The sequence below is a fragment of the Erythrobacter sp. Alg231-14 genome (assembly GCF_900149685.1).
In the GTDB taxonomy this organism is placed as follows: Bacteria; Pseudomonadota; Alphaproteobacteria; order Sphingomonadales; family Sphingomonadaceae; genus Erythrobacter.
Window position 1 is genome coordinate 2369616 of record NZ_LT702999.1, and the last position, 26573, is coordinate 2396188.

The 26573-nt window shown below is 56.7% G+C and carries 25 protein-coding genes; 18 read left to right on the top strand and 7 right to left on the bottom strand.

Annotated elements, in window-relative coordinates; all coding sequences use genetic code 11:
* Position 1: 1 nt before the first annotated feature.
* Entirely contained in the window at positions 2-1546 is a 1545-nt protein-coding gene (purF, locus tag BQ8290_RS11320; RefSeq protein WP_108790311.1) for an amidophosphoribosyltransferase, read from the bottom strand.
* 296 nt (positions 1547-1842) lie between these two features.
* Between purF and BQ8290_RS11330 the strand changes: the two genes are divergently transcribed.
* From BQ8290_RS11330 to BQ8290_RS11345, 4 genes are all read left to right on the top strand, one after another.
* Positions 1843-3081, top strand: a complete 1239-nt coding sequence (locus BQ8290_RS11330) for a lipoprotein-releasing ABC transporter permease subunit (protein ID WP_108790317.1) — start codon at positions 1843-1845, stop codon at positions 3079-3081.
* Positions 3074-3766 carry an ATP-binding cassette domain-containing protein gene (locus BQ8290_RS11335; RefSeq protein WP_108790320.1) on the top strand — a complete coding sequence of 231 codons (693 nt, stop codon included), beginning with the start codon at positions 3074-3076 and terminating at the stop codon, positions 3764-3766. Before BQ8290_RS11330 ends, BQ8290_RS11335 begins: the two co-directional genes overlap by 8 nt.
* Before the next feature lie 158 nt (positions 3767-3924).
* Positions 3925-4458 carry a hypothetical protein gene (locus BQ8290_RS11340; RefSeq protein WP_108790323.1) on the top strand — a complete coding sequence of 178 codons (534 nt, stop codon included), beginning with the start codon at positions 3925-3927 and terminating at the stop codon, positions 4456-4458.
* Positions 4455-4934, top strand: coding sequence for a glutathione peroxidase (locus tag BQ8290_RS11345; RefSeq protein ID WP_108790326.1), 480 nt, complete (start codon positions 4455-4457; stop codon positions 4932-4934). Before BQ8290_RS11340 ends, BQ8290_RS11345 begins: the two co-directional genes overlap by 4 nt.
* Here BQ8290_RS11345 and BQ8290_RS11350 read toward each other — a convergent pair whose 3' ends face one another.
* A complete protein-coding gene (locus BQ8290_RS11350) occupies positions 4935-5234 on the bottom strand; it encodes a DUF6958 family protein (protein ID WP_108790329.1) in 300 nt (99 codons plus the stop codon).
* Positions 5235-5346: 112 nt separating this feature from the next.
* On the opposite strand from BQ8290_RS11350, the gene dnaE reads away from it, so the two are divergent.
* The 5 genes from dnaE (at position 5347) to BQ8290_RS11375 (ending at position 12521) form a co-directional block, all read left to right on the top strand.
* Positions 5347-8847, top strand: a complete 3501-nt coding sequence (gene dnaE / locus BQ8290_RS11355; protein ID WP_108790331.1) for a DNA polymerase III subunit alpha — start codon at positions 5347-5349, stop codon at positions 8845-8847.
* A gap of 19 nt (positions 8848-8866) precedes the next feature.
* Complete coding sequence (locus BQ8290_RS11360) at positions 8867-9664, top strand: DUF4019 domain-containing protein (RefSeq protein ID WP_337661345.1); 798 nt, start codon at positions 8867-8869, stop codon at positions 9662-9664.
* 192 nt (positions 9665-9856) lie between these two features.
* A complete protein-coding gene (locus BQ8290_RS11365; protein ID WP_337661346.1) occupies positions 9857-11467 on the top strand; it encodes a long-chain fatty acid--CoA ligase in 1611 nt (536 codons plus the stop codon).
* A 2-nt stretch (positions 11468-11469) separates the two neighbouring features.
* Positions 11470-11910, top strand: a complete 441-nt coding sequence (locus BQ8290_RS11370) for a DUF1330 domain-containing protein (RefSeq protein ID WP_108790337.1) — start codon at positions 11470-11472, stop codon at positions 11908-11910.
* Complete coding sequence (locus BQ8290_RS11375) at positions 11907-12521, top strand: hypothetical protein (protein WP_108790340.1); 615 nt, start codon at positions 11907-11909, stop codon at positions 12519-12521. The genes BQ8290_RS11370 and BQ8290_RS11375 overlap by 4 nt, the downstream gene beginning before the upstream one ends.
* A 77-nt stretch (positions 12522-12598) precedes the next feature.
* On the opposite strand, the gene BQ8290_RS11380 is transcribed toward BQ8290_RS11375, so the two are convergent.
* Positions 12599-13036 carry a GNAT family N-acetyltransferase gene (locus tag BQ8290_RS11380; protein ID WP_337661347.1) on the bottom strand — a complete coding sequence of 146 codons (438 nt, stop codon included), beginning with the start codon at positions 13034-13036 and terminating at the stop codon, positions 12599-12601.
* Between the two features lie 253 nt (positions 13037-13289).
* Between BQ8290_RS11380 and BQ8290_RS11385 the strand changes: the two genes are divergently transcribed.
* Positions 13290-13715, top strand: a complete 426-nt coding sequence (locus BQ8290_RS11385; protein WP_337661348.1) for a hypothetical protein — start codon at positions 13290-13292, stop codon at positions 13713-13715.
* A gap of 30 nt (positions 13716-13745) precedes the next feature.
* On the opposite strand, the gene BQ8290_RS11390 is transcribed toward BQ8290_RS11385, so the two are convergent.
* The 4 genes from BQ8290_RS11390 to BQ8290_RS11405 all read right to left on the bottom strand — a co-directional run bounded on the left by BQ8290_RS11390 (position 13746) and on the right by BQ8290_RS11405 (position 18184).
* Complete coding sequence (locus BQ8290_RS11390; RefSeq protein ID WP_108790343.1) at positions 13746-14843, bottom strand: PA0069 family radical SAM protein; 1098 nt, start codon at positions 14841-14843, stop codon at positions 13746-13748.
* A gap of 178 nt (positions 14844-15021) precedes the next feature.
* A complete protein-coding gene (gene moaB / locus BQ8290_RS11395; protein WP_108790346.1) occupies positions 15022-15552 on the bottom strand; it encodes a molybdenum cofactor biosynthesis protein B in 531 nt (176 codons plus the stop codon).
* A 17-nt stretch (positions 15553-15569) separates the two neighbouring features.
* Positions 15570-17387 (bottom strand): lytic transglycosylase domain-containing protein, encoded by a 1818-nt coding sequence (locus BQ8290_RS11400; RefSeq protein WP_337661349.1) that lies wholly within the window; start codon positions 17385-17387, stop codon positions 15570-15572.
* A gap of 2 nt (positions 17388-17389) precedes the next feature.
* Positions 17390-18184 (bottom strand): hypothetical protein, encoded by a 795-nt coding sequence (locus tag BQ8290_RS11405; RefSeq protein ID WP_108790349.1) that lies wholly within the window; start codon positions 18182-18184, stop codon positions 17390-17392.
* Positions 18185-18287: 103 nt separating this feature from the next.
* Here BQ8290_RS11405 and BQ8290_RS11410 point away from each other — a divergent pair, with 103 nt between their 5' ends.
* Genes BQ8290_RS11410 through BQ8290_RS11440 form a run of 8 tightly spaced genes read left to right on the top strand, consistent with a single transcriptional unit; the run spans position 18288 to position 26572 of the window.
* Entirely contained in the window at positions 18288-19934 is a 1647-nt protein-coding gene (locus BQ8290_RS11410; protein ID WP_108790351.1) for a 4Fe-4S dicluster domain-containing protein, read from the top strand.
* Between the two features lie 27 nt (positions 19935-19961).
* Positions 19962-20357, top strand: a complete 396-nt coding sequence (locus tag BQ8290_RS15200; RefSeq protein WP_337661350.1) for a hypothetical protein — start codon at positions 19962-19964, stop codon at positions 20355-20357.
* A gap of 5 nt (positions 20358-20362) precedes the next feature.
* Positions 20363-21175 carry a 4-(cytidine 5'-diphospho)-2-C-methyl-D-erythritol kinase gene (locus BQ8290_RS11415; protein WP_337661351.1) on the top strand — a complete coding sequence of 271 codons (813 nt, stop codon included), beginning with the start codon at positions 20363-20365 and terminating at the stop codon, positions 21173-21175.
* Entirely contained in the window at positions 21172-21888 is a 717-nt protein-coding gene (locus tag BQ8290_RS11420) for an N-formylglutamate amidohydrolase (protein ID WP_108790357.1), read from the top strand. Before BQ8290_RS11415 ends, BQ8290_RS11420 begins: the two co-directional genes overlap by 4 nt.
* Before the next feature lie 42 nt (positions 21889-21930).
* Positions 21931-23646 carry a dihydroxy-acid dehydratase gene (ilvD, locus tag BQ8290_RS11425; protein ID WP_108790358.1) on the top strand — a complete coding sequence of 572 codons (1716 nt, stop codon included), beginning with the start codon at positions 21931-21933 and terminating at the stop codon, positions 23644-23646.
* On the top strand, positions 23627-23983 hold the full coding sequence (locus BQ8290_RS11430; RefSeq protein ID WP_108790361.1) for a hypothetical protein: 357 nt from the start codon (positions 23627-23629) through the stop codon (positions 23981-23983). The genes ilvD and BQ8290_RS11430 overlap by 20 nt, the downstream gene beginning before the upstream one ends.
* Positions 23976-25367: an NAD(P)H-hydrate dehydratase gene (locus BQ8290_RS11435; protein WP_108790363.1), complete on the top strand. Its 1392-nt coding sequence runs from the start codon at positions 23976-23978 to the stop codon at positions 25365-25367. The genes BQ8290_RS11430 and BQ8290_RS11435 overlap by 8 nt, the downstream gene beginning before the upstream one ends.
* The gene (locus BQ8290_RS11440) at positions 25364-26572 is read left to right on the top strand and encodes a methyltransferase (RefSeq protein ID WP_108790366.1); all 1209 of its coding nucleotides are present in this window, start codon (positions 25364-25366) and stop codon (positions 26570-26572) included. The genes BQ8290_RS11435 and BQ8290_RS11440 overlap by 4 nt, the downstream gene beginning before the upstream one ends.
* Position 26573 lies beyond the last annotated feature (1 nt).

The following is a 26573-nucleotide window of genomic DNA, read 5'->3' on the forward strand; positions in this document are numbered from 1 at the left end:
ATCAAGCAGCCTTTGGATCAGCAACATTGGTGTCTTTCGCGGGGGGATCAAATGGGAGTTCATCCGATTTGTCATCTTTGCGCGCGTTGTCGGTCAATGGGGTGGGGTAGTCGCCTGTGAAACAAGCATCGCAAAATTGCGGGCAAGCGGAATTGCGGCCCGATGACGATCCCACCGCGCGATACAGGCCATCGATTGAGATAAAGGCGAGGCTGTCGGCTTTGATGAATTCACGCATCGGTTCCAAATCCATCCGCGCAGCGAGCAGTTTGGAACGTTCGGGCGTGTCTACACCGTAAAAGCATGAATGCGCCGTCGGTGGGCTGGCCACCCGGAAATGCACCTCGGCGGCGCCGGCTTCGCGCATCATTTCGACGATCTTCATGCTGGTTGTGCCGCGCACAATCGAATCGTCGATCAGGACAATTTTCTTACCAGCGACCAATTCGCGGTTGGCGTTGTGTTTGCGTTTTACGCCGGCGTGGCGGGCGCTGTCAGATGGTTGGATAAAGGTGCGCCCGACATAGTGCGATCGGATGATGCCCAATTCAAACGGTAGGCCCGATTGCTGCGCGTAGCCGATCGCTGCGGGGACGCCGCTATCGGGTACAGGAACAACAAGGTCCGCATCGCACGCCGATTCGAGCGCGAGTTGTTCGCCAATCGCCTTGCGCGCACCGTACACGCTTTGACCGGCGAAAAAGCTGTCGGGACGACTGAAATAGACGTGTTCAAAGATGCAAGGGCGGGGGCTTTGATTGCCAAATGGATGCAGGCTTTTGACCTCTCCGTCGAAATCGACCTGGATCATTTCGCCCGGTTCAACTTCGCGGATCATTTCCGCGCCGACGACGTCAAACGCCACGCTTTCGCTGGCAAACAGGATCGAATCGCCCATTTTACCCATCACCAACGGGCGGATGCCCAATGGATCACGGCACGCGATCATGCCCGTCGGCGTCATCACGACCAAGGCGTAGGCCCCTTCGACCAAACGCAGCGCATCAATCAATCGATCGGCAACCGTCGGATACCGCGAGGTTGCGACCAAATGGATTATAACCTCGGTGTCAGAGGTCGATTGGAAGATCGAGCCTTTGCCCACCAAATCTTTGCGCAAAGCCTGAGCGTTGGAAATGTTGCCGTTATGAGCGATCGCAAAACCACCACTTGCCAATTCTGCGTAGAGCGGTTGGACGTTGCGCAGGCCGGCACCGCCTGTCGTGGAATAGCGCACATGGCCCGCGGCCATATTGCCCGGCAATTCCGCTATCGCTTCGGCCGATGAGAAATTCTCAGCGACATGGCCAAGGCCCCTGCGCGAGATAAAATCTTTTCCATCGAAACTGGTGATGCCCACGGCCTCTTGCCCGCGATGCTGCAATGCGTGCAGGCCAAGCGCCGTCGCCGCAGCAGCCGTTTCGGCGTTGATGGCGCCAAACACGCCGCACTCTTCACGAAGCTTATCCCCATCCTCATCACGAAAAGGGTGCGTGAGATTGCCAAATGCTTGGCCAAGCTGTCGTTGAATATCGGTCTTTGCCATCGCGTTGTTGGTGTCCGCTGTGCTGCCCGAGCTGGAGCGCGCTCAATGACGATGTTACGGATCAATTACAAGAGCTGATCAGACGGATCGGTGGACCTTTTTCCACGATCCTTTGCATCGCCGCCGGGATAACCCACAGAGGCGCCGTGGTCGGCCGGTTGTGCACTTGCATTGGTCCGCTTAAAGCCGCCGTTCAGCTTTGCTTTGCCACCGGCGTGATGTCGTCTGGCTTTGCCATCGCAGCGCAAGACGTAGACCACACGCCGAACACCGCACCACAATGAACCGGGGCACGCATGCTTACTCCCTTTGAAAGAATGATCGCCAAACGGTATTTGTGGCCGGGCAAAGGCGAAGCATTCATCGCATTGGTCGCAAGCATATCGATCGGTGTTGTCATGTTGTCTGTGGCGATGTTGGTCCTTGTGATGAGCGTGATGGGCGGTTTCCGCACCGAAATGCTTGAGAAATTTTCGGGCCTAAACGGACACGCCATTATCCAAGCATACGGAGGCGAACTCGATAATTGGGAAGGGGTCCTTCAACAAGTTCGCGAAACCGAAGGCGTGATCAACGCGTCGCCTTTGATCGAACAACCCTTGCTTGCCAGTTTCAACGGGCGCGCCAATGCGGTGTTTGTGCGGGGCAATACGGATGAAGACATCGCGGATTTGAACGACAAAGTGTTGTTGGGCGATATCGCCAGCATTCAACCGGGATCGCGGAAAGTCGCAATTGGATCGCGCCTAGCGGCCAATATGGGCGCACGGGTTGGCGACACGATCACGATCATCAACCCGCAAGGGCGCACAACGCCATTCGGCACATCAATCCGCCAATTGGGTTACGAAGTCGGCGTGATCTTTGAAATCGGCCTTTATGACTTTGACGAAACCTTTGTCATTATGCCGATGGAAGACGCCCAGACATTGTTGTTGTTGGACGACAAGATTGGTTTGATCGAGGTGACCGTGACCGACCCCGACAACGTTGAAGGTATCCTTGAACCGGTTCAGGGAGCGTTGACGGGCCGGGCTGCCATCGCCGATTGGAAGACGATCAACTCAACCCTATTCGAAGCGTTGGAAGTGGAACGCGTCGCGATGTTCTTTGTCCTTAGCTTTATGGTGTTGGTGGCGTCATTTAACATTCTATCGAGCTTGGTCATGTTGGTGAGAGCCAAGACCAGAGACATTGCGATTATGCGCACAATGGGCGCGACACGGCGCAATCTGCTCAAGATTTTCGTGACAACCGGTACAACCATCGGAACGATCGGCACGGTCACCGGGCTGATCCTTGGCTTTGTATTATTGTATTTCCGCAATCCGATTGTCGAAGGCGTCGCTTTTCTCACTGGTGTGGAGATTTGGGACCCTCAGGTTCGTTTCCTGACGACATTGCCCGTTCGCGTGGATCCTTGGGAGATTGTCGGAATCACCGCATTGGGCATTGGTCTAAGTTTTCTCGCCACCCTTTATCCGGCGCTAAAGGCGTCCAACACCGATCCTGTTCAGGTGCTGCGCTATGAATAATCTGCAAACCGACAACGGGCCGATCGTGGCCCTACGTGACCTTAAGCGCAGCTTTGAGCAGGGCGGCGAACGCATTGATGTTTTGCGCGGGGTCAATCTTAATATCGCGCCAGGCGAACTTGTCGCGCTTCTTGGCCCTTCGGGGTCGGGCAAATCCACGATGCTTCAGGCCGTCGGCCTTCTCGAAGGCGGGTTCGAAGGATCGATAGCGATTGCAGGAGAGGCTGCGGAGAACATGGCCTCTGATCAACGCACCCGCGTTCGGCGAGACCATTTGGGTTTTGTCTATCAATTCCATCACCTGCTGCCTGATTTCAACGCGACGGAAAATGTCGTGATGCCGCAAATGGTCGCTGGCACGCCCGAAAGCGAAGCGAAAGTGCGCGCCGAAAGCCTTTTGGAAAGCCTTGGATTGGGCCATCGCCTTACCCACCGGCCGAGCCAGCTTTCCGGGGGTGAGCAACAGCGCGTCGCCGTGGCGCGGGCGTTGGCCAACCGCCCAACATTGGTTTTGGCGGATGAGCCAACCGGCAATCTGGACGAGGCAACCTCGGACGCGGTTCTGGGTCAATTCCTTGAACTTGTGCGCGGGGAAGGGAGCGCGGCTTTGGTCGCGACACACAATGAACGTTTGGCTGCCCGGATGGATCGGGTTGTGCGGTTGCATGACGGCGTGTTGGAATAACCCACTTGGCGAGTGACATTGCCGCTTTGCAGATTTGAGCTCGCGCCCGCTTTGGGGCTATGTTCGACCCTGCTCGCGCGCTGAGTTTGTAACCTCTCGGTGATCACGCGCCAAGGGGATGAGTGAAATCGGGACGCGCGCCATGGGAGAGACACATTATGCTTTCGATGATCTACCCGATTGCGTTGCTACAGGCTGTGGCTGCGCCTGAACCGGCCGCCGCGCCTTCATCGGCGGCACCGTGCGGCACCGAAGCGCACGCCGGATTTGATCTTTGGGTTGGCGAATGGGACGTCTTCCCCAATGGCAGCGAAACCCAAGTCGCCACCAGCCGGATCGAAAGATTGTCGGCCGGATGTTCAATCCGCGAACATTGGACACCGTTTGAAGGGCCAGACGGGATCAGTCTGTCGATGGTCAATCAAAACACCGGGCGATGGGAACAAACATGGGTTGGCGGCGATGGCGCGCGCGTCGATTTTGAAGGCGGTGTTGTTGACGGCAAAATGGTTTTGACCGGATATTGGGACAATATTGGTGGTCCGGGGCAAGACGCGCTGATCCGTATGACCTACACATCGCGAGACGATGGTAGCGTGCGCCAATTCGGTCAGGCCTCGACGGATCATGGTCTTTCATGGCAAACAAGCTTTGATTTGATTTATCGACCAAAGGACCGGGCGACACCATGACCACTATTGCCGATTTCACCGTCACGACCAACCGCGGCGAAGACCTCGACCTATCGACCAAACAAGGGACTGTCTTGTTGGTGGTCAACACCGCCAGCAAATGCGGCTTTACCCCGCAATATGACGGTCTCGAAGAGCTGTATCAGCAATTCAAGGATAGCGATTTCGAAGTCCTAGGTTTCCCCTGCAATCAATTTGGCGCGCAGGAACCCGGCAACGCCGATGAGATCGCCGAATTTTGCAAAGTGAATTTTGGCGTGACGTTTCCCTTGATGAAGAAAATCGACGTCAACGGGCCGGACGCATCGCCTTTGTATGACTGGATGAAGTCTGAGAAAAAGGGCCTGATGGGCTCCACTTCGGTCAAATGGAACTTCACCAAATTCCTGATCAACCGCGATGGCGCGGTGGTGAAACGCTACGGTCCGCAAGACACCCCGAAAAGCATCGCGAAAGACATCGAAAAGCTGCTCTGATTAGAGGCGCTGTTTCCAATGCCAGCGCAAGGGCTTGCTGTGTTCACGGACCAGCAGCCCTTTCGCTTCAAGATCCAATTGCACCGTTTTTGCCCACCAACCCGCTGTCTTGCCCCCGGGGAATAAATCCAGGTTGAGCAACGGTTTCACCGCGTCGACGATGTCGGATTGAGTCATACCGGACGGGGCCGTCGGTAGGGCGCGATCAAAGGCCGATTTCATGTCGGAATATTTGGATCGGTTCACGCGGCTGGTCGTGCCCGGCACGTTGACGTTTTCCACTTCGATCATGTCGCCCATCGCGTCCTCCCATATTGCGACGGTTTGGTAAGCCTAGCTTGCCCCCAGCTTTTCCCCAAGAGCCGCCCGCGCACCCTTGAACGCAGGGCGCTGAGGCGTAACTCTATAAACCATGGCTTTTGCTCCGTTCATACCTCTGCGCGTTTTGTCGTCTTATTCGATGCTAGAAGGGGCGATTGATCCCAAGGCCATCGCAAAATTGGCGAAAGAGAGGGGCTTTCCCGCCATCGCCGTTTGCGATCGCAACGGCCTTTACGGCGCGGTGATGTTCGCCAATGCATGCAAGAGCGAAGGGATCCAGCCGATCATCGGAGCCTTGCTGGGTGTGGCCAGAGCCGGATCAGAGGGCAAAACGGTCGATTACCTGCCGTTGTTCGCGCAAGATGAAAGCGGATACGACAATTTGTGCCATCTGGTTTCAAAGGCGCATTTGGACCGTCCGCTTGAATTGGAACCCCATGTCGAGATGGACGATCTATCAGGGCGAACCGATGGATTGATTGCGCTGACCGGGGCCGGGGAAGGGGCGTTGACGCGGCTATTGGCCGAAGAACAAACGCCGGCCGCCAATGCGTTGGCGGATCAATTGGAAACCTTGTTTCCCGATCGTGTTTATGTCGAATTGGCGCGCAACAATGATCGGGTCGCGGCGCAAGCCGAAGACGCTCTGATTGATCTTGCCTATGCCCGCAATTGGCCGATGGTCGCGACGAACCCAGCGAATTTTGCCGAACCGCATATGCACAAAGCGCATGATGCAATGTTGTGCATCGCCAATTCGACCTATGTCGAAAACGACGACCGCCCCACGTCCAACGCGCAAAGCTTCGTCAAATCCTCCAACATGATGGAGGAATTGTTCGACGACATTCCCGAAGCAACCGCCAACACATTGGTGATTGCGAAACGGTGCGCCTATGCGCCGCCTTACCGCGATCCGATCCTACCTAGCCTTGCCGGCGATTTGGAGGGTGAGGCCAAGATGTTGGCCGACCTATCGCGAAGCGGTCTTGAAGAACGGCTCAAACCCTATGGTGAGATGACCGATGATCAACGGCAGATATATCTCGACCGGCTCGATTATGAGATCAAGATCATCGTCGATATGGGTTTTCCCGGCTATTTCCTGATCGTTGCCGATTTTATCAAATGGGCCAAGGATCAGGGCATTCCCGTGGGGCCAGGGCGGGGGTCTGGTGCGGGTTCCATTGTCGCCTGGGCGTTGACCATCACCGACCTTGATCCGATCCAATTGGGGTTGCTGTTCGAACGGTTCCTAAACCCGGAACGTGTGTCGATGCCCGATTTCGACATCGATTTCTGCGAAACGCGCCGGGGCGAGGTGATCCGCTATGTCCAACAGAAATATGGCAATGATCACGTCGCTCAAATTATCACCTTTGGTAAGCTAAAAGCGCGCGCCGTTTTGCGCGATTGCGGCCGCATTTTGCAGATGAGTTACGGTCAGGTCGATCGGCTTTGCAAAATGGTGCCCAACCATCCGACCGATCCATGGACGTTGCCGCGCGCGTTGAACGGCGCGGCCGATTTCAAACAGGAATACAACAACGACAATGAGGTGAAACGCCTTGTTGATCTGGCGATGCAGCTCGAAGGGTTGCCGCGCAATTCATCCACACACGCCGCCGGTGTGGTTATCGGCGATCGGCCATTGGCGCAATTGGTGCCGCTGTATCGCGATCCGCGCTCTGATATGCCGGTGACGCAATTCGACATGAAGCATGTGGAATCGTCGGGGCTGGTGAAATTCGATTTTCTCGGGCTGAAAACTCTTTCGGTCCTGCGCAAAGCCGTGGACCTTTTGGAATTGCGCGGGATCACCATCGATCTGGGTGAATTGCCGCTCGACGATATGGCCGTTTACGACATGATGCAGGCCGGTAACACGGTCGGCGTCTTCCAATTGGAATCCGAAGGGATGCGTCGCACGCTGAAGGCGGTCAAGCCGTCCAATTTTGGCGACATTATCGCTCTCGTGTCGCTGTATCGCCCCGGTCCGATGGACAACATTCCGCTGTTCGGCAAACGTAAGGCGGGCGAGGTCGCCATTGAATATCCGCATCCCAAACTCGAGGGGATTTTGGCGGAGACTTATGGGATTTTCGTCTATCAAGAACAGGTGATGCAGGCCGCTCAGATTTTGGCGGGATATTCGCTGGGCGATGCCGATTTGCTGCGTCGCGCGATGGGTAAAAAAGTCCAGGCAGAGATGGACATCCAACGCGGCACCTTCGTCAAAGGGTGCAAGGAGAATTCCGATATTGAGGCGAAGCAAGCCAACGAATTGTTTGATTTGATCGACAAATTTGCTGGCTACGGTTTCAACAAATCGCACGCCGCCGCCTACGCTTTGCTCGCCTATCAAACCGGTTGGTTGAAAGCGCATTACCCAGAGGAGTTTTACGCCGCATCGATGTGTTTCGATCTGCACCAATCGGAAAAACTCAACATCTTTGTGGACGATGCGCGGCGTTATCCCACAGGGGACGAAGAAAATCCCGGCGTGACCGTTCTGGCACCCGACATCAACGCGTCAGAATCGCGTTTCACCGTCCAGCAAACCGATGATGGATACGCGGTTCGTTACGCATTGGCCGGCATTCGCAATGTCGGGGAAAAGGCGATGGACGCCATTGTCGGCGAAAGGGCGGCCAACGGGCCGTTTGAAAGTCTAAAGGACTTTTTCGAACGGTTGCCCCAAGGTTCGATGAACCGTCGCCAACTCGAAGGTTTGATTTGCGCGGGTGCATTGGATGGGATTGAGCCCAATCGCGCGACCTTGTTCGCCAATGCCGATATGTTGTTGGCTGTGGCCGACGCAGCGATCCGGGAAAGGTCCAGCGGTCAAGCGGGCCTATTCGGCGGAGAGAACGCCCCACAAGAGGATCTGCGGCTGCAGCCAACGGAGCCATGGTCGCGACCCGAACAAATGGCCAAAGAGCGCGAGAATTTCGGGTTCTATTTCTCAGCGCATCCGATTCAACAATATCGCGAAGTGGCATCGGCCCAAGGCGCGCGGACCTATCAAAGTTTGATGGACGCCGGATCGCCGGCCGGCGGGCGCAGCACCGCGGTCATCGCGGCCATGGTGGAAAGCGCCAGTAAGGGGCGGACCAAGCGCGGCGCCGAGTTTATCCGGGCCGATTTCTCCGATGCATCCGGCCAATTTTCGTCGGCCTGTTTCGAAGAATCGTTGGTCGATAAGTTTCAGTCATGGGCCGACAGCGGTGAATGCGTTTTGTTGAATGTGGAATTGGATTCTCCCAATCCGGGCGAGCCGCCTCGCTTGACGGTGCGGGGCGCACGGCCATTGTCATCGGTTAGCGGCAGCACACCGATGATCCTAAGGGCGGATATTGTATCGGTTGACGCGCTGGCCGATCTCAAACTGGAATTGGCGACGGGTAAAACGGCGCCCGGCGAAGTGATGATCCGATTGGTATTGGGTGCAGACGAAGAGGCGTTTATGCGCCTTGGCACGAACTTTATCCTGAACGGGGAATTGGCGGAGCGCCTTTCCGATGTCGAAGGGATTGAGAATGTCGCGCTTGAACCGCTGCGTGGCCGCGCGAATTTAAAGCTGGTTGCTTGATGACACAGAGATTGGCGCAGTGACTGACGCATTGACGGATAAGGAAAAGGAGGCGCTGCGCCTTTTGCTTGATGGTCACGACACCAAATCCAGCGCCAATGTTTTGGGCTTGTCCGTGCACACGATCAACGATCGGCTGCGCAATGCCCGCCGCAAATTGGGTGTGTCGAGCAGCAGAGAGGCCGCAAGAATCTTGCGGGATGCAGAGGGTGGCACACCCCAAATTCCGGTGCACAAACCTTTGGGGATCGCCGATGACGTCCCCACGATGGACAATGCAGACCTCACATCAAAAGAGCGATCAGGACCAACCCGGTTCACATGGCTCGCAGGAGGAATGTTCATTATGTCTATTGTTATCGCCGTCGCCGTCCTGACCGTAATTTCCACGGGGGGAAGCGAATCCGAAACGGCCGCCGCACCGTCGGATGACGCATCATCACCGACCGAACAAACCGCGCAAACGGGCGTCGATGACGCTGAATCGTTGACCATTGCCGAGCCGTTTGTTGCCGCGATTGACGACGGCGATTGGCAGGAAAGTTGGAACGCGGCCGGGGAATTCTTTCAATCCCAAGCGACCGCCGCCGAATGGGCGCAAACGATTGAACCGGTGCGTGTCTCCTTGGGTGCGGTTGAAGAACGGCGTTTGACGAATGTCCAACGCGTGGCGACGTTGCCCGGTGCACCCGAAGGCGACTACGAAGTGCTGCAATACCAAACCAAATTTGCCAATCGCGGTCCCATCGCGATCGAAACGGTGATCATGATCAAGAATGGCGCAACCTATGACGTGGCGGGATACTTTATCCGCTAAAACCGGATAGCAATCGCGCTGGTTGCACCACAACGCACATGACGGGGAGACGGAACGATCCGTTTCCCCGTTTGTGTTTGCACAATTGCCCCTCAGAAACGATTGCCAATGGCAACTGACCGCGCCATTGTCATGACCAAGACAGCCGCAAGAGCTGGCTGAAGATTGGTATGATTTGGGAGTTTATTGGACATGGTGACACAAGCCCTAGGCGCAATGCAGGATTGGAGCATGCGGATCACGCATGTCATCGACCACGCCGCCCGTGAAGCGGGGTCGCGTGAGATCGTGACGCGTTGGGCCGATGGCAGTGAAACCCGCACCGATTGGGCGGGCATTCGCAACGACGCGTTGAAAATGGCTCAGGCTCTTCAGGCGTTGGGCATAAAGCCGGGCGAACGCGTCGCCAGCCTCGCCATGAACCATTCGCGTCACTTGGTAAGCTGGTACGGCGTCGCCGGGATGGGCGGCGTGCTGCACACGGTGAACCCGCGTCTGTTCGAAGATCAATTGGAATACATCGTCGGTCACGCCGAAGACCGAGTGTTGTTGTACGATGCCGCGTTCCAGCCGATCGTCGATAAGATGAAAGACCGTTGGACCACGGTCGAACATTACATTTGTTATGATTCCGGCGAACATGCCCCCGCATTCGAAGATTGGATCGGCGAACAGAACGGCGATATTGAATGGGTGACGGGTGATGAACGTGACCCTTGCATGATCTGTTACACAAGCGGCACGACAGGCAATCCAAAGGGCGTTCAGTACGAGCATCGTTCCACCGTTTTGCATGCCATTTCCGGTCTTCAACCGGCCTCTTTCAACTTTTCCGGATCGTCGGTCATGTTGCCGGTGGTGCCAATGTTTCACGCTGCCAGCTGGGGGCTTCCCTATGCTGGCGCGATGGCTGGCATCAAATTCGTATTCTCTGCGGTGAACGATCCGGCGGTCCTGCATGAATTGATGCTGCGTGAAAAAGTCACGGATAGCGCCGGTGTCCCGACCGTGTGGCTGGCGCACTTCCAATATTGCGACAAAGAAGGGCTGGACCTTCCGCCACTCAAAGCTGCAACCATCGGCGGTTCGGCTTGCCCGCGCTTTATGATCGAACGTTTGATGAAGAACGGCACCCGCGTTCAACACGCATGGGGCATGACCGAAACATCCCCTATTGGCACCGTAGGCGGTCCGACATGGAATTGGGACGAACTAACGTTTGAAGAGAAAGTCGATGTCACTGCGATGCAAGGGCGTCCCATCTTTGGCGTGGAACTGCGCACGGTGGACCTGGATGATATGGCAACCGAATTGCCTCGCGATGGCGTGGCGTCGGGTGCGCTGCAAATTCGCGGGCCGTGGATCATCAAACGTTATTTCAAAGCGGATCAAGACGCGGTGAACAACGAAGGGTGGTTCGACACCGGCGACGTCGGGATCATCCATCCTGATGGCACACTGCAATTGACCGATCGCACCAAAGACGTGATCAAATCGGGCGGCGAATGGATCAGCTCGGTTGAGCTTGAGAACGCCGCCGTGGGTCACCCCGATGTTGCAGAGGCCGCGTGCGTGGGCATGTACCACTCCAAATGGGACGAGCGGCCCGTGCTGTTCGTGATCAAAAACGAAGGATCCAATGTCACCGCGGATGACATTATCGAACATCTCAAGCCACTGATCGCAAAATGGTGGCTGCCCGACGCGGTCGAATTTGTGGACGATATCCCGCACACCGCGACAGGCAAGATTTCGAAGAAAGACCTGCGCGACCGGTTCTCCGACTATTCGTTGGAGGGGTAAGGGTGGCCAAAGCCTATATAGACCCGTCGCCCGCCAATTTTCAGGCGTTCAAGGATCTGCCTCGCGATGAGCCGATCCATATGCTCAACCTGCTGAGATACCGTGACCTTGCGGAGTACCCAGAGGGCCATAAGCATCATGGGAACGGTTGGACGGGAAAGCGCGCGTATGAGGAATATGGCAAAACCTCAGGCCCAATTTTCAGCCGGGTCGGCGGCGAGGTCGTTTGGCGCGGCGCGTTTCAGACAATGGTCACGGGGCCAGAGCCTGATGACAAGGTCTGGCACGACGGCTTTGTCGCGCAATACCCCAATGCAGGCGCGTTCTTTGAGATGATAAAGGATGCGGATTACCAGCTGGCGGTGGTGAACCGCACAGCGGCGCTGCTGGATAGCCGCTTGATGCGATTTGAGCCGGGTGAAGTTGGGGGCGGGTTTGGGTGAGTAAGGCTGATAAAGTAAGGAAGGTTTTGGCGCTCGCCGTCGATAGCGTAGTCGATCAAATAGCATCTGGCAGAATTGTTTGCGAAAACGAAGCCACCTTACAGCTGCACCTCTCGCGAGCGGTGATGTTGGCGGCTGAATTGTTTCTGAGTGATAAGAACGAGGTCTCGTTTGTGGAATTGGAGAGGCCGTGGCACGGTCAGCGTTCTGGAAGGATTGACCTTTGGTTTGGGTTCAGAATTGCTGATGGGTGTGAAACAACTTGTGCTGTAGAAATGAAATTTCTCAAGAAGGTGAATCATAGAGAACCAAACAACCGGTATGACGTCTTTTCCGATATTCTGCGACTGGAAGAATGTAAGTCGATGTGTGATCTTGCATTTGTGCTCGTTGTGACGGATCATGATCATTATCATTCACAAATGTCTTATTCTTCAGGTACTTCAGATTTCGATTTTAGACATGGCTCATCCTACAAGGCGGGGGAGATGATGGAGTATCGAACAGCGAATCCGTATGGCCCCGCATTCTCTCTTACTGGAAGCTACGATTTCTCTTGGTCGACCGAACGGAACGGATTTAGATACCTTTTGAGCGAGGTCGTTGGTTGAAAAAATAGAGTTCGTTGCCTCGCAGGTTTGAACAAGCGGGATATGCCCAGCCATTGCGGGCGACTAAATGCCTCAACTCACAACCGCTTCACCAAACAATAGGTCGTGTGCCCCTTGGGAAAGTCCGCCAGCTCTCCATACACGCGATACCCCAGCTTCTCGTAAAACGGCTTTGCCTGAAAGCTGACGGTTTCGGTGCGGATGTATTCAAAGCCTAGCGCGCTGCAATGGTCCTCCACCGTGGCTATTAGCTGGCTGCCCACCTGCTTTCCCCGCGCTTCTTCGGAAATCCACACCAGTTCGAGCAGGCAGTAATTCCAATAGGCGTTGCAGCGAATGCCGCCCACGACCTCTCCCGCTGCATTCCGCGCAAACACGGCAAAGCGGGTGTCGGGTTCAAACACCACGGCATCGGGCAAATGCTCTTGATTGAAGGATTTGATGCCGTCGCTCATCACCGCCAGATCGGCTTCGCTGGGCGACTGAGACAATTCGATGATCACGTCTTTGCTCATGGTTAGAAACTAACGCAGGGGCGATGCCGATCCAAGTGCGGAATATTGGCCGAGTATCGGGCATTCACCACCGGCGCGCGTCCATGACGCCGGCAAGTCTGCGCAATTTGATCAATCAATAGTTTCAACTGGGCTCTGGCGACAGGCCACTAAAGGCCAGGTTAAACCTGTGAGTTGGCGAAGCGCTCACGCGCTTGTCTTTTTGACGGTTGTTGGTAGCCTCGGTCGAGGGCTTTTGGGGGAGAAGTACGCTGTGACCGATAAACAATCTTTAGGCACATGGATTGGGGATTTTCCCGACTTTCTGCTCCGGTATCGCTTGTGGGTTGGCTTGGCTGCGATTGCGCTTTGCGCGGCCACTTGGGCGGTCGATTTGTTTGAGATCGTTTATCAGTGCCCTTTCTGTCGCGCTCAAAGAACCGTGATCGGGTTGCTCGGCCTACTGCTCATTCTTCCGAACCCCGCGCATTGGAGTGCTCGCTACCTATCGGTGGTCTTTTCCGTCTTCGGGCTTTCTGTTGGGGCAACTCAGCATTTCCGTGGCTGGGCTCGCATTATGGGAGGGGAGTTTGAGTGGGGAGATCAATGGTATCTGAACTCGTGGCTGCTTTCCGGTTTCGCCATCTTTATCATCGTCGCGCTATTGATGTTGATTTGGTCGTACCAAAGACCCGAGTAGCCGCCGCGACTCCATCTAAAAGTTAGAAATTTACAACAACCGCATCTGGCCGCCGACCTCAGGTCGCCGGAATTGCGAACAATCGAGCTCAAACCGGGCTTTCCCTACTCCCGCGCGTTTGCACGCCACGCGGAACCGGGTGCGCAGCAAATCGGCCCACACGCCGCTGGGTTTCATGCGGCTGAAGAAATTAGGGTCGTTGTCGCGCCCGTTCCTTATGCTGCGCACGATGCTCATCACTTTGCCCGCGCGATCGGGGTAGTGCACGTCCAGCCACTCGCGGAACAGGGGCGCGACTTCGTGGGGTAGGCGCAGCGGGATCCAGCCCATGCTGGTTACGCCCAGTTCGGCCGCGCGCGCGACGATCTCTTCCATAAATTCATCGGTGATCGCAGGGATGATTGGGGAGATGGAGCAATGGGTCTGCACTCCGGCCTCCACAAGCGTGCCCAGCGCTGCCATGCGTTTTGCAGGCGCGGCACAGCGTGGCTCCAACTTGTTTGAAAGCATCGGGTCGAGAGAGGTCACCGATATCGCCACCGCCACCAATTGGCACGCCGCCAATTCCTCCAACACATCAAGGTCGCGCAATATGCGATCGGATTTCGTTGTGATGGTGACGGGCTGCCGCGCGTCGAGGCACACTTTGAGCAGATCGCGGGTGATGCCGTAATCGCGCTCTATCGGTTGATACGGATCGGTGTTGGTGCCCATCGCAATCGCGCGGGGCGTATATCGCCGCTTTGCCAAGGTTTCGCGCAGAAGCTCTGCCGCGTTGGGCTTTGCGAACAGCTGCGTTTCAAAATCGAGGCCCGGCGATAAGTCGTGATAGGCGTGAGTCGGGCGGGCAAAGCAATAGACGCAGCCATGCTCGCACCCCCTGTAGGCGTTGATTGAGCGGTCAAAGGGGATGTCGGGCGACTGATTAAAGCTGAGGATGGTTTTGGGGTGTTCTTCGGTCACAGTGGTGCGCAGTTTGACCGGCGGGCCGTCTTCATGAGCCAGCGCCTGCATATGATCGCGCCAATCGCCATCGGCATGACGCGTTGCCAGTCCAAAACGGGTGGGGACGTCCGCCGAAGCCGCGCCTCTGCCGCGTTCAAAGTCTGGATGTTCCGCTGTTTTCATTGCGTGAACAAATATAGAACAAAAGGCGTTGTGTCACGCGATTTCGCTTTCCTACAGACCGGCGAAATCGCATGTCAGTGGGGAAGTGGAGGCAAGAAAAATGGAGGTGAAAGTTTTGGTCCTAGGACCGTGTAACATGCGGTCCATGTCTCGGTTAAGTGGCTGAAACAATTGGGTTTTAGGATTCGCGCAAACGAGGCATAAGCTCAACGAAATTGCAGGGCCTGTTCCGGCTGTCGAGCTGTTCGAACAGGATGCCATCCCACCCGTCCTTCACCGCGCCGTTCGAACCGGGCAGGGCAAAGATATAGGTGCCGCGCGCAACAACGGCGCAAGCGCGCGATTGTATGGTGCTGGTGCCTATAGTCTTAAAGCTGAGCCAGCGGAACAATTCGCCAAAACCGGGAATGTCACGCGCGCCGTCGATCCGGGACAACGCCTCCGGAGTGACATCGCGTCCCGTTAGGCCGGTTCCACCGGTGCTAACAATGGCGTCGATGTTTGGGTCTTCGATCCAAATGTTGAGATGATCGGCAAGCAAACCGGCATCGTCGCGGATGATGGCGCGTTGGGTAAGGGTGTGACCGGCGGTTTTCACGCGCTCTGCGAGGATATCGCCTGACGTGTCATCGTCTGCGGTGCGGGTGTCGGATACGGTTAGGACGGCAATGTTGATCGGTGTGAACGTCTTGGTCTCATCAATCGCCATTGCGGGTGCTCCTAATGCTATTGGCCCAAACTGGCCCTACGGCCATCGTTCCGGCTTGCATTAGCCATCTGAGGGAATTGTGGCCAGTGTCCTTGGGCCAAAGCGCGACGACTGGGTGATGATACACCGGCGGCACGTTCGTACATCCAGTAGTTTCGCATGACGATGGATACATATCCGCGCGTTTCCCAATAGGGGATCGATTCCATCCAAAGCAACGGATCGCCAAAGTCGCGGATTTCGGTGTTCCAACGGCTAACCGGGGACAGTCCGGCATTGTAGGCGGCCATGATCTTGGGTAACTGGCCCTGCGTCGCAGGGCTGTCGCGCAGCATTTCAAGATTGCGTTGCCCAAAAGCAAGGTTCACTTCTGGGTCGTTCAAATTGACGTAGGATGCGCTCATATTAAGCCGGGGCGCGTGTTGGCGCACAGTGATCGGCGTAATCTGCATCAATCCGCGCGCGTTGGCCGAACTTACGGCTCCTGCGCGAAAGTTCGATTCTTGTAGGGCATGGGCAAACGCCAGTGCTGGGTCGACGCTCCACCCGGTTGTCGGTTGCCAGCGGGCCACCGGAAAACGAAGGGCGCTGTCGCTTTGCATGCCGCGCGGGGCGTAATGGGCCATAAACAACTGAGTCGATGGAAGGCCCAATTCGCGGGCCAAACGAGCAATGGCGGGGTAATCACGGGCCCGACCGATGCGGGCTTCGTGGCGCAACACTTCATCGGCCAAAGCAGGGCGCTCAATCTCGATCAAAGCCGCCGCAATTTGGACGTTGGCGCGATCGGAAATGTCGGACCAATCTCTATCGCTGAAGGGTTGCGGTGCAGCGGTCGCGGGCAGTTCTACGCCCAATTGATCGATGGCGAGCATGCCATACAAAGTTTCGTCATACCGCGCCGCCGCAGAAAGGTGCTCTTGCGCCTGACCGGGTTCGCGGCAACGAACCAACGAACGATGCGCCCAGTAATGCGCCGCTGCGGTCAATTCGACGTTAGAGGATTGCTGTGCTGCGGAGGCAAATGCTTCGGAAGCGAGGGAGCAATAGCCCAGACGCCATGCTGCCAGTCCCGCGACCCATTCGCCTTCTGCGACCCAAGCGCCCGATCCCTGAGACACTGTTTCAGCAAGGGCGAGGGCGTTTTGATCATCGTTCTCAATGTAAAAGCTCCACGCGACGCGTTGGCGCCATTCGGCGCGGGCGGCGGAGCTTAGGCCGGCGTCGACCTCCTGCAAGATGGCGTATGCGCCCGACGGATCATCGTTGCGAATGGCGTCCAGCATGTCGGCGCGCGCGCTGGCGGGCAGGGTCCCATCGACAACTGAGCGAGGACGAATTCGCTTCGACGCTTCGGGTTGGCGGCTAAAGCTTTGCACTTGTGGGAACAGCGGCAGCTGCTCAATGCCGCGCCGTGTGCCAAGTCTGCCCAATTGCTCAGATTGGGGCAAGCTGACCCCGGCGTTGAACCAATTGTTGATCTCGGCGGCGCTGACCTGTGGGCTGTTGGCGTGTGTGTAATACTCGGCAAGGGCAATTTGATGCAGAACGCTGTCTCTGCGCCGCGCCAGCATGGCTTCGACGCGATCCCATTCTTCGCGGTCGATGGCCGCAAAGACATCGCGATAATGTTGTTGCTCATCACCCGATAGAACCTGTGGCACGGTTTCGCTGCGCGGCGCGCTGCGATTGTAATGCGCGGCCATGCTTCCTGAGACATCACCGGAATAGGTGTTGGATTGGGCGGCAACCGAGGGCGTCAAAACCATCGCAGCAACAAGACCAAGCGCGGTGAACACCCCGTTCCTCACGGGGCGCCGCTTGCGCTTCGTCATTGCTAATGGTTCGACCATTCAATCCATCTCCGCCAGAATCGGGCTTTAAGACGAGGCATAGCCATGAGGCTTTCGAGTCCCTCGCTCATCAAGACCGGTACGTTTCGCGCATTCTGGTTGATTTCGCGTAAATACGTATTCGATTTCGTTGCATCTTGACCGATTAACGGCAAGATACCCGTGCCCAATGCGATCAACCTTTGCGGTGAGGCGAGCCCAATATGGTGCAAGGTGACCGCATCCAGCCCCCCGGAGGCCAACGCATCGGTGTCCGCCATGGGTGTGTGCCGGGGCAGGGCGGACGCGAAATAGATGTCGTCTTCTGCAATTCCGGTCGCTGCAATGATGCGAGACAGCAATTTTCCCTGGGGTCCGCTTAACAATCGGTCGGTGTCCTTTTCTTCAGGATCGACGACCAACACCATTAAAGCGGCATCTTTCGGCCCCCGTGGCGCAATTCTACCGCGCGGCCCAATTCCGTCCAAACCGGGCGTTTCCAACCACCATTGCCGAAAAGCGTCCAAGTCTTGAGGAGGGTCTTCCCCAAGAAAATCGGTCCGCGCCACCAATTTTTTATCTGGCGCTTCTGGCGCCGATTGACCTGCATGTTGCGCCGCAACGGTTTGCGAAGAATTGGAATCTTGAGGGGTTGGAGCCGCATCGACAATCGGATCTTTCAGCCAATCCGTAGCGTCATCGGAAAAATCGCAATCAACCCCGGCATCGCGCCACCATTGCAGTGTCGCGGTCAATTCACCGGAAAGATCGGCGGGAAAAGGCGTGTTTTGTATGGTCATCCTATGCAATGCAGGTCTTGACTGTCCAAACCCCAGTTAGCAAGTGCAGGGTTAGACAAATTTGCGAAGAATTTCGCGACAAAACCAAGGGTGAGAAAAGCGCATGAGCGAACGGGAATCAATGCCATGTGATGTTGTGATCGTAGGCGGCGGGCCAGCAGGCCTTTCTGCGGCGATCCGGCTGAAGCAAATTAACGAAGAGCTGGAGGTCGTTGTCCTTGAAAAAGGTTCAGAGATCGGCGCTCACATTCTGTCCGGCGCGGTGGTCGATCCCAAGGCTTTGACAGAATTGTTCCCCGATTGGCGCGACATGGATTGCCCCATGGCGGAAACGCCGGTGACGGATAACTGGCACTGGTCGCTCAGCAAGAACGGCAAAACCTCGATCCCACACATCATCATGCCGCCATTGATGAGCAATGATGGTTGTTACACCGGATCGCTTGGCAACATGACCCGTTGGCTTGGTGAAAAAGCCGAAGAGATGGGCGTGATGGTGTTCCCGGGCTTCCCTGCATCCGAAGTGATGTTTGATGATAAAGGCGCCGTTCGCGGTGTCATTACACAAGACATGGGCATCGCCGAAGATGGCAGCCAAAAGGGCGATTACCAGCCCGGTATGGAAATTGAGGCGAAGTACACCCTCTTTGCTGAAGGCGCGCGCGGATCCCTTACCAAACAAATGAAAGCCAAATACGACCTAGAGGCCAATTGTGAGCCGCAGGTCTATGGCCTTGGTATCAAAGAGCTATGGGACATTGATCCCAAGAAGCACGTTCCCGGGCGTGTCATCCACACCCAAGGCTGGCCGCTTTCTGAAAGCGACACTTGGGGTGGGGGCTTCTTCTATCACCAAGCGAACAATCAAGTCGCCATCGGCTTTGTCACCGCGCTGGATTACAAGAATCCTTGGGTTTCGCCCTATCAAGAATTCCAACGCTGGAAACAGCACCCGGCGATCCGCGAATATCTCGAAGGCGGCACCCGTGTCGCTTACGGCGCGCGTGTCATCAACGAAGGCGGCTGGCAGTCTGTGCCAAAGCTTGCCTTCCCCGGCGGCGCATTGATCGGCTGTGCGGCTGGTTTCGTAAACGTGCCGCGCATCAAAGGCAGCCACACCGCTATGAAGAGCGGTATGCTCTGCGCAGAAGCCATCGCCGCCGAAATTGCTGGTCACGAAAGCCAACCAGAGCTGCAAGGTTACGAGCCAGCGGTCCGTTCAAGCTGGATCGCAAAGGAATTGAAGCTGGTCCAAAACGCAGAGCCAGCGGTTGCCAAATATGGCGAAGACATCGGCACTATTCTGGCCGGCGCAGATATGTGGATGCGGACGCTTAAGATCGGCCTTCCGATTAGCATGAAGCATCACGCCGATTACACCATGACCGGGCGTGCGGATCTTTACCCAAAGATCGACTATCCCAAGCCCGATGGCGTGATCAGCTTTGATCGCCTGACTAATGTCGCCTTCAGCTTCACCAACCACGCAGAGGACCAACCGGTTCACTTGCAATTGGGCGATGCCGATCTGCAAAAATCGAGCGAATATGACGTGTTTGGCGGACCGTCGAACCGTTATTGCCCGGCGGGCGTGTATGAGTGGATTGAGGAAGAGGGCAAGGAGCCACGCTTCCAAATCAACTCGCAAAACTGCGTCCACTGCAAGACCTGCGACATCAAAGACCCCAACCAGAACATCAACTGGGTGACGCCAGAGGGTGCAGGTGGGCCTAACTATCCGAATATGTGAGTTGAGTCGGACATTAGTCAGGCCGAAATGAAAGCTGTCAACGGAGTGAAATCAAGAACGGTAGGATGGGAAGCGCTCGCGTTTGTCGCTCTGCTTACTCTGATCCTGGGCTACGCGTTTGGCACAGGCTATCTTCCTGTGCGCTTTTTCGATTCCGGCGATTGGAGATCGGCAGACTACTGGAGCGGTCATCGAGTTCAGATGATCGACCATCTGCTTTGGTCGGGTCAGCTCAACGGTCTCACAAAACCTCAGGTGATTTACCTCCTTGGGCCGGAGACGGAAACCTCATACTTCTCTGAGTTCGACTTCGTATATTCTCTTGGGCCAGAAAGAGGGTTCTTCAGTATCGACTCTGAATGGCTTGTGATCAACTTCGACGAAAATGGCGTTGTTTCGACCTACCAGATTGTGAGGGATTGAAGGTCGTGACTCTAACCGAAACCGCATACGCCAAGATCAACCTGGCGCTGCATGTTCGCAGGCGGCGCGAGGATGGCTATCACGAGCTTGAGACGCTGTTCGCCTTTGTCGACGCGGGCGACACGCTGAGCGCCGCACCAGCAGACGAAGACCGCGTGACCACCGTGGGTGAGTTTGCGACTGGTATCGATAACCCGTTCGACAATCTGGTGGCCAAGGCACTTTCCGTCCTGCCGCGTGCAGAGGGTTTGGAAATCACCCTCGAAAAGGACCTCCCCGTGGCCGCTGGACTTGGAGGAGGCTCGGCTGACGCAGGCGCGGTTTTCCGGCTGGTTGAGCAGCTCCACGGTCTACCCGATGACTGGCAAACTCGCGCGGCAAAGCTTGGCGCCGATGTGCCGTGTTGTGTGCGCAGTGAAACGGTGATCGGGCGGGGCACTGGCACTGAGCTGGAGCCGATTGAAAGCGACCTCACCGGCACACCCGTTCTGCTGGTAAACCCGCGCATTCCGCTTGCCACGGGGCCAGTATTCAAGGCTTGGGATCAGATCGACAACGGCCCGCTCCCGGAAGGGACTGCGCGCCAGATCACACTTGAGGGGCGCAACGACCTCGAAGCGCCAGCGATCACGCTGATCCCGGCCATCGCCAAGGTGCTGGAACAACTCGGCAAAGGCCAAGCATGGCTCACCCGTATGTCAGGATCAGGCGCAACCTGCTTTGCGCTCTATGACACGCTTGACGCCCGCGATGCAGCGGCGGCGCAATTGACCAATGCGCACCCCGAATGGTGGACGCTAGCAGGAAAGCTGCGATGAGCCTCCCTTACCGCCAGATCGGGACACCAACACGCGGCGGCATCGTATGCGTTTCCGACCACGCCTCAAACCGGGTGCCTGATGATATCGATCTTGGCATCGACCCGGCATTAATGAACGAACACATCGCCATCGATATTGGTGTGGAGGGTGTTGCCGAGGCGATGGCCGCAGAGCATAGCATTCCGGCTCATCTAGCGACAATCAGCCGATTGGTGGTCGACCTTCACCGTGAGGAGGTTCATCCCGGTGTCGTCCCTCCAGAGAGCGATGGGCACCTTGTCCCCGGCAATGCAGGGATCAATATCGAGGCGCGCCTCGATCGATTTCATCGCCCTTATCACGCTGGATTGGCCCAATGGTTGGATCATGCCGATCCCAAATTGATCATTTCGCTGCACAGTTTTACCCCAAAACTCGAAACCAGCGACGAAGCGCGACCGTGGGAAGTCGCCTTGTTGTACAATCAGGACGATCGCGCCGCACGGCACGCCATCCGCCTGTTTGAAGACTTAGGATTGGTGGTTGGCGACAACGAACCGTATTCCGGCCGACAGCTTAACGCGACTATGAATCGCCACGCCGAGGCTCATGGGCGATATTATTGCGCGCTGGAAGTGAGGCAGGACCTGATCACAGCCCACGAGGATCAATTGCGCTGGGCTTCGATTGTGGCGGATGTCATGGGAAGGGTTGCGCTCGCGCTCGACTAGAGGCAGTGCCTGTGTCGTATACCTTAAGTTTCGGGAAATATAATGTCTTTCGACAAATCCAAAATGCCAAGCCGCCACGTCTCCGTCGGACCAGAGCGCGCGCCTCACCGTTCCTATTACTACGCAATGGGCATGACCGAGGAGGAAATCGCACGTCCATTTGTGGCCGTCGCGAGCGCCGGTAACGACAGCGCACCGTGCAACACGACCCTCGATCCTCAGGCCAATATCTGCCGCGAAGGCGTGATCGCAGGGGGCGGGACTCCGCGCCGGTTCAACACGATCACGGTGACCGATGGGATTGCGATGGGCCACCAAGGGATGAAAAGCTCCTTGGTTAGCCGCGAAGTGATCGCAGATTCGGTGGAATTGTCGGTCCGCGGTCACTGTTACGACGCGCTGGTTGGCTTTGCAGGATGCGACAAAAGCTTGCCCGGTATGATGATGGCGATGCTTCGCCTCAATGTGCCCAGCATCTTTGTCTATGGTGGTTCCATCCTACCTGGCACCCATCATGGCAAAGACGTCACCGTGGTCGACGTGTTTGAGGCCGTGGGTCAGCACGCGGCAGGGAATTGCCCGTTGCAGGAATTGATCGCGTTGGAAAAGGTTGCTTGCCCGGGACACGGTGCATGCGGCGGCCAATTCACTGCGAACACGATGGCGTGCGTGGGTGAGGCAATTGGTTTATCCCTGCCAAACAGCAATATGGCGCCTGCACCTTATACATCACGTGAGGAAATCGCTCGTGCTGCTGGTGAGCAGGTTATGACCCTATTGGAGAAGAACCTGCGCCCCCGCGACATCTGCACGCGCGCGGCATTTGAAAACGCTGCCCGCGTTGTGGCGGCGACAGGTGGATCAACCAACGCCGCGTTGCATCTGCCTGCTATGGCGAGTGAATGTGGGATCGATTTCGATCTTTTCGATGTGGCAAAGATATTTAAATCAACACCTTACATCGCTGACTTAAAGCCGGGCGGCAAATATGTGGCCAAAGACATGCACGAAGCAGGCGGTGTCTATATGGCTATGAAAACACTCTTGGATGGCGGTTTCCTTGACCCTGAACCCATGACCGTGACGGGCAAGACATTGGGTGAGAACATCGAAGAGATTGCGTGGAACCCCGATCAAAAGGTGTTCTATGACGTCAAAAACCCGATCACTCCAACCGGCGGTGTCGTCGGATTGAAAGGGTCGCTCGCTCCCGATGGTGCGATTGTGAAGGTCGCCGGAATGGAGCGATTGAAGTTCACGGGGCCAGCGCGCGTTTTTGAGTGCGAGGAAGACACATTTGCCGCCGTGGAAGCGCGCGATATTGCCGAAGGCAGCGTGATCATCATCCGGTACGAGGGACCCAAAGGTGGCCCCGGTATGCGCGAAATGTTGGCCACAACCGCTGCGTTGTATGGGCAAGGGATGGGCGAAAAGGTCGCATTGATCACAGATGGCCGCTTCTCTGGCGCAACGCGTGGGTTTTGCATCGGCCATGTCGGTCCAGAGGCCGCGGAATGCGGCCCTATCGCCTTGGTCGAAGATGGCGACATCATCAGCATCGACGCCGAAAATGGTACAATCGATCTCGAAGTGGATGAGGCCACGTTGACGAAACGCCGCGAAGCGTGGCAGCCGCGTACAAACGATTATCAATCGGGAGCCTTGTGGCGATATTCACAAACGGTGGGATCTGCGCGCGAAGGCGCGCTAACCCATCCCGGAGCGAAGGCGGAAACCCATGTTTTTGCGGATATTTAGTGCGGTTGCATTGATCGCGGGACTTGCCGCCTGTGGAAGCGATGCGGAGACAGTTGACCAACCGGTGGTTGAATGCGCCATCGGTCCCGGTTCCGATTTTGCCGAAGTGTGCAGTCTGGAACGTTTGGCCTCTGCCGAATTTGTGATTCATCATCCGGATGGCGGGTTTCGGCGGTTCTCACTGACCGATGACGACACCGCACCGATTGGCGTTGCTGACGGAGCGGAGCCGGTGAATTTTCAAGCTCAAGAAGATGGCGACATTTGGGAATTTGGATTGAGCGTTGACCGGTACCGGCTCGACAAGAACCTGATTGCTGCCGCTGCCAATGAATAACACACAAGTCCTCACCACCGCTCAAATGCGGGGTGCCGAAGACGCTTTGTTTAAGGCCGGGATGAGTGTTGATGCCTTAATGGAAATTGCCGCTGGTAAAGCTGCGGAATGGGTGCGCCGGATTGCGGCGGGTCGATCCATTACGGTGCTTTGCGGGCCGGGCAACAATGGCGGCGACGGCTATGTTATGGCCCGTATCCTGCGCGATATAGGCCTTGCGGTCAAAGTCATTGCCCCTGTCGAACCAAAAACCGACGCTGCCCAAAACGCATTGAAGAAATGGGGCGGGCCAGTTTCTAGCTCGGGCGGCGCGGAAGCGGGCGACGTGCTCGTCGATTGCTTGTTCGGATGCGGATTGTCGCGCCCGTTAAGCGGGGAACACGCCTTGTTGTTGCGGGATCTTGCCGCGCGGCACGACACGGTCATCGCGATCGACGTCCCGTCTGGGATTCAAAGCGATACGGGCGCATTGCTCAACGACAAATTGCCATACAGCGATGTGACTTTGGCATTGGGCGCGTGGAAATTTGCCCATTGGTCGTTACCGGGGCGGGCTTTGATGGGGCAACGCAAATTGATCCCGATTGGCATCGACACGGTAGAGGACGCGGCGCAATTGTTGGGCAGGCCATCGATCAAAGCGCCCGCGCTTGATGCACACAAATATCGCAGAGGGTTGGCCGCTATTGTTGGCGGCGCAATGCCGGGCGCGGCGCGTCTATCGGCGGAGGCTGCGATGCGCAGCGGGGCCGGATATGTAAAATTGATTGAGGATGTGGTCGATCCGGCCCGCAACCCGGCTTTGGTCGCTGATGGGGCACCGGTGGACAAAGCACTTTCCGATTCGCGTATCGATGCCGTTCTGGTTGGTCCGGGTCTTGGACGGGGAGAGACAGCCTCCACCGCCTTGCGAAAAAGCCTCAAGGCGCGCGTGCCAACGGTTTTGGATGCCGATGCCCTGGTGGCATTGACGCCATCACTGCTGCCCGACGATCTACCGATCTTGGCCACTCCTCATGATGGGGAACTGGACACCCTGTGCCGAAATTTTGCCGTTTTGGCAGAGACACGTCGTGACAGAGCAGCGGCCTTGGCGAAAGTGAGCCGAATGGTCATTCTGGCAAAGGGTCCTGACACCGTGATTGCTGCGCCCGATGGGCGGATTGCAGTCGTGCCGCCCGCGTCTAGCTGGCTCTCCGTCGCTGGAACCGGTGATGTCCTCGCCGGTATCGCGGTTAGTCGGATGGCTACAGGAGTAGATACATTTGTTGCCGCATCTCAGGCGGTGTGGCTGCACGGAGAGGCCGCGCGTCAATGCGGACCGGCTTTCACCGCATTGGATTTGGCACAAACCGTCTCAAGTGCCATGGCGTCGCAAATATGACCCAAGGATCAACAATCGTTCGCCTTGCTGCCAAAGGTGATGGCGTCACCGATGAAGGCAAACACGTTGCGCGTTCTGTGCCCGGCGATATCGTTGGCGCCGATGGATCAATCCATCGCGGGCCGCATCACATAGATCCTGCATGCCCCCATTTCGGTAAATGCGGCGGATGCCAGTTGCAGCATGCGGACGACGATGTGCTGAGCGAATTTGTGAAAAGCCGTGTTGTAAACGCCGCGAATGGGCAAGATTTGGCCATTGGCGAACTGCTGGATGAACATCTTTCACCTCCACAGTCGCGCAGGCGCGCAACCCTGCATGCCTTGCGGATTAAGGGCGGGGCGGTGGTTGGCTTTCGAGAAGAGGGCGCGCATCGATTGGTCGATTTGGCGGCATGCCCGATTTTGCGTCCGGAATTGGCCCAGTTCATCAAACCATTGCGCGCATTCATTGGGAAATTTGGCCCTAAGGGCAATGTCGATATCAATCTGTCTCTTTGTGATCAGGGCGTCGATCTGGGACTGACCAACTTTCCATTGGAAGGGCTGGAGCCGACCGAAGGGGCGCTCGATTTTGCGCGCGATCGCGGATTGGCGCGGATGACCATCGATCAGGGATACGGTGCCGAAACCGTGTGGGAGCCGGAGCCGGTGACTATCACATTGTCCGGGCAACCGGTAGCGATACCCGCGGGCGCATTCTTACAGGCAACGCAGGATGCTGAGGAGCGTATGGTGCGCGATTCCGTGCGATGGTTGGGAGATGCGCGGTTGGTGGCGGATTTGTTCTCAGGGTTGGGTACATTTGCCTTCGCTTTGGCGCGCTCTGGCCCGGAAGGACGCAAAGTCTTGGCCGTAGAGGCGGATCAAGCCGCGCATCTGGCATCCAAATCGGCCGCAGCGCAAACCGGCGGGCGGGTCCACGCGATGCATCGTGATCTCTTCCGAAACCCGCTGCAACCGGCGGAGCTCAACCGCTTTGATGCGGTGTTGCTCGATCCGCCTAGGGCAGGGGCCAAGTCACAGATCGCCGAGATCGCGCAAAGCGATGTTGCGCGCGTGGTCTATATTAGCTGCAATCCGTCAAGTTGGGCCCGCGATGGCGCGGTGCTGCGCGATGGCGGATACAAACTCACGAAACTTAGGCCAGTGGGGCAGTTTCGATGGTCCACGCATGTTGAATTGGTCAGCGTGTTTGAGCGGTGAA